The sequence below is a fragment of the Corynebacterium sp. genome (assembly GCF_030530965.1).
Lineage (GTDB): Bacteria > Actinomycetota > Actinomycetes > Mycobacteriales > Mycobacteriaceae > Corynebacterium.
Map to the genome: position 1 here is coordinate 1 of NZ_JAUMTY010000085.1, position 3,678 is coordinate 3,678.

Below are 3,678 nucleotides of genomic sequence, written 5' to 3' on the forward strand. Positions count from 1 at the left end.
TTCCTCGTCGCCGGAATGGGAGCCGGCGTGGCCTTAGGGTTGGCGGCATGTTCATCGTCCAGCGGCGACGGTGAAAACGCCGAGGCAGAGTCGTCCAAGAAATCGTCGGATAAAAGTGCTGGCACGCACGATACGTCGAAAATTATCGCCCTGAACACTGGGCAGATCGACGGGCTGCTGGCGTTAGGCATAACGCCGGTGGGGATGGGAGTTGCCAACGCTCAGGCGTCGTCGTCAGAGAGTATCCCCCAATACATCAAGGACAAGTTCGGCGACAAGTACGACCTTGACTCCATCACCATCGTCGGGCAGCGGACGCAGCCTGACATGGAGAAAATAGCCGCGCTTCACCCCACCCTCATTTTGGCGAATGACAGGACGAGCAAGGATGTCCTTGACCAGCTGAAATCAATTGCTCCCGTGGTGACGGGTAAGGGTGGGGCCGAGAACTGGAAGGACGATTTCCGGACCATTGCGGACGCCGTGGGGAAGCGCGATGACGCGCAGCGGCTCATTGACGACCACGAGGATGTCGTTGCTGAATGGAAGAAGGACCGCGGAACGTCGCCCACCGTGTCGCTGATTAGGAACAAGGGGACCGACTATCTGATGCTGGGGCCGCTATCGCTGGCTGGACAGGTTTTGAAAGATGGGGGATGTAACCGGCCGACATCTCAGCGTTTCGAGGACAAGGTGTCGCACCCGATTTCGTCGGAAAACCTTGACCAGCTTGACGCGGATTATCTGTTCTACGGTTTTAATGCCAAAGGCGAAAAGCTCACGAAAGATGCTTTGTGGGGGAACTTGGACGTTGTGAAGAATGGTCACGCCGTCGGGGTGGACCCGGATCCGTGGTTCCTCAATGCGTCGGTGGTGGCGGCCAATTACATTTTGGACGAGCTCAAGAAGACCGTGAAGTAAAGCTCGTGGAATAAAACCGCCATATAAAACCGCCGTGGAGTAAAAACTACGGCGGTTTATTTCGATGCAGAGTTCAGCACCTCGGGCTTCCGGGGCACCACCAAAGGTGCTTCAGTGCATTCGGGATCCTCAATGACTCTGGCGTCCAGCCCAAATGATGATTCCAACAGCTCCTCGGTGAGAACCTCGGATGGCTTACCGGCCGCTGTCACCTGCCCGTCGGCCATCACGATCACGTTGTCGGAATAGCGCGCGGCCAAGTTCAAATCGTGCAGCACCATCACCACGGTCCGTCCCAAGCGGTGCTTCAGCTCGGTGACCAGATTCAGCACTTCAATCGAGTGGGAGAGGTCAAGGTACGTCGTCGGCTCGTCCAGGAACAACACCTCGGTGTCCTGGGCCAACACCATAGAGATCCACACACGCTGCCGTTGCCCACCCGACAGTGACGACACTGGTCGGTCCGCTAAATCGGCAACGTGGGTGAGTTCAAGCGCCCGCGCTACTTCCTCTTCATCGTCCGATGACCATTGCCGGAACCACGACTGGTGGGGGTGTCGCCCTCGGGCGACCAGGTCGCTCACCACGACGCCGGGGGGAGCGATGGGCGACTGGGGTAGCACACCAATCCGCTGTGCTAACTCTTTTCGACGCAGTGACCGGACGTCGACGTCGTCAAGCATGATTGACCCCGAAGAGGAAATCAGTTGAGCTGCAGCCCTCAACAGAGTGGATTTACCACAACCATTGGGCCCGATAATGGTGGTGACAGCTCCGCCCGGAATGGACGCATCCAAGTTGGGAATAACGTTGCGATCCCCGTACGAGACCCTCAGGCCTGACAAAGTCAGTGAACCTGTCGGGGCAGCGTCGTGTCGAAGAGCCTCGTGTCGCGGCGTCGAGTTTCCTGCGGGCTGCGCGGGTGTGGAGCCTGACGCACTGGATGACGAGTTCATGGTGTGGCTCATACCGTGGCCTTTCGTGACGTGCGGACAAGGAGGTAGATAAGGAATACGCCACCGATCGCTGAGGTGAGCAAACCGACGGGAAGCTCCGTGGGGAGAATCGTTTGGGTAGCAATATCGGCCAGGAGCAAAAGCACCGAGCCGGTGAGGACTGAGGTAAACAGCGGTGGGGCAGACGTGCCGGCTAAACGCATCGCCACTTGGGGTGCGACGAAAGCGATGAAACCGATCGGACCACCGGCCGAGACTGCAAAGGCCGCCAATACCACCGACACAACGAGGATCGCGGCATCAACCAGTCGCCGGGGCTGGCCCAAGGAAGATGCTAGGTCGGGGCCTAGTTGCGATGCGCGGAGCTCAAAGGAAATCCTGACGCAGATGATGATGCAGATTCCCAGAACAATCATGACAGGCCGCAAACGGTTCCATGTGACCGAAGAAAGCGAGCCCGTCAACCAGAATTTGGCAGCAGCTGCGTCGCTCGTTTCGGCACGGATCATGAGGAAGTGGATATACGAGTTGAGCAGCGCAGTGACCACGATGCCCAACAGAACCAGACGATAAATATCCATCTGGCGGCCACGGAATCCGATGAGCCACATGAGAACAGTCGTGCCCAGGGCACCCATTAATGCAGCGGCCGGGATACCTGCTCCGGCAAGCCACCCGGCGAAGCCACTACCCGAACCCAGCACGATGACTGTCACGGCAGCTGCAGAGGCACCGGATGTCACGCCCAAAATATCAGGGCTGGCCAGGGCATTGCGGGTCACTGACTGCGTGAGCGCACCAGACAGAGCCAGGGCTGCACCAACAATCACAGCGGATAGTGCGCGGGGCATTCGCCACTCGAACACAACTAGTTGTTCAATACGTGAGCCGCCACCCGTAAACACAACGGACAAGACGTCCATGGGAGCGATAGGGAAATCGCCGATACCAATCGCCACAGCGAAAAGAAATATTCCAGCTATGACGAGCGCTACGCACACCAACAATGGGCGAGGGGACAGCACACCCGACACAGGACCCCACCGAAACGCCCGCCGGTGGTGCGGTAAACGAACCTTACTCTGTTGCGGTGTCGTCATACTTCCACCACCTTGTTACGGCTGATGAGGTAAATGAAGAACGGTGCGCCCACGAACGCGAGGACGATGCCAACCTCCACTTCGCCCGGGCGCGCGATGAGGCGGCCCACAATATCGGCCACCAGTACAAGGACAGCCCCCGTCAACGCCGAATAGGGCAATATCCAGCGATAATCCGGACCCGTGATGGAACGAACCACATGGGGCACAACCAATCCGACGAAGCCGATGGGCCCCGCCGCAGCCGTCGCCGCTCCCGCGAGCAAGGCGATAAGGATGACGCCGACGATCCTGGACCGCCCGACATGAACTCCCAATGACGTCGCAGCGTCGTCACCCAAGTTAAGAAGATTGAGCGTAGGCCCGGTAGCGAAGGCTGCAACGAGGGCCACGATGATCACCGGGGCGGAAACCATCACGACGTTCATATCGCGGCCGGCGATCGCGCCTACTGTCCAAAAACGCATGCGGTTCAGGTTGTCGTTGTTGGTCAGAACCAAACCGCTGGTTAATGACGACAACACAGCGGCCAGCGCGGCACCACCGAGAACCAAGTTCAGGGGGCTCGCCGTCGCCTTGCCCACAGAGGCCAAGCCGAACACTAAGGCTGTGGCAGAGATTGCTCCACCGAATGCCCAGAACGTCGTCGCAACATTCCCGGTTACTCCGAAGAATGCGAAACTTGCGACCACCGCAAAGGC

At 58.7% G+C, this 3,678-nt stretch carries 4 protein-coding genes; 1 reads left to right on the forward strand and 3 read right to left on the reverse strand.

Features of this window, described 5'->3' with window-relative positions; genetic code table 11:
- Positions 1-921, forward strand: a 921-nt coding sequence (locus tag Q3981_RS10165; protein ID WP_303125931.1) for an iron-siderophore ABC transporter substrate-binding protein, incomplete at its 5' end; no start/stop codon positions are given.
- Positions 922-977: 56 nt separating this feature from the next.
- Here Q3981_RS10165 and Q3981_RS10170 read toward each other — a convergent pair.
- From Q3981_RS10170 to Q3981_RS10180, 3 genes are all read right to left on the reverse strand, one after another.
- The gene (locus Q3981_RS10170; protein WP_303125934.1) at positions 978-1,877 is read right to left on the reverse strand and encodes an ABC transporter ATP-binding protein; all 900 of its coding nucleotides are present in this window, start codon (positions 1,875-1,877) and stop codon (positions 978-980) included.
- An 8-nt stretch (positions 1,878-1,885) separates the two neighbouring features.
- A complete protein-coding gene (locus Q3981_RS10175; RefSeq protein WP_303125939.1) occupies positions 1,886-2,977 on the reverse strand; it encodes an iron chelate uptake ABC transporter family permease subunit in 1,092 nt (363 codons plus the stop codon).
- Positions 2,974-3,678 (reverse strand): iron ABC transporter permease (locus Q3981_RS10180; protein ID WP_303125941.1); only part of this gene is annotated, 705 nt, incomplete at its 5' end. The genes Q3981_RS10175 and Q3981_RS10180, both read right to left, overlap by 4 nt.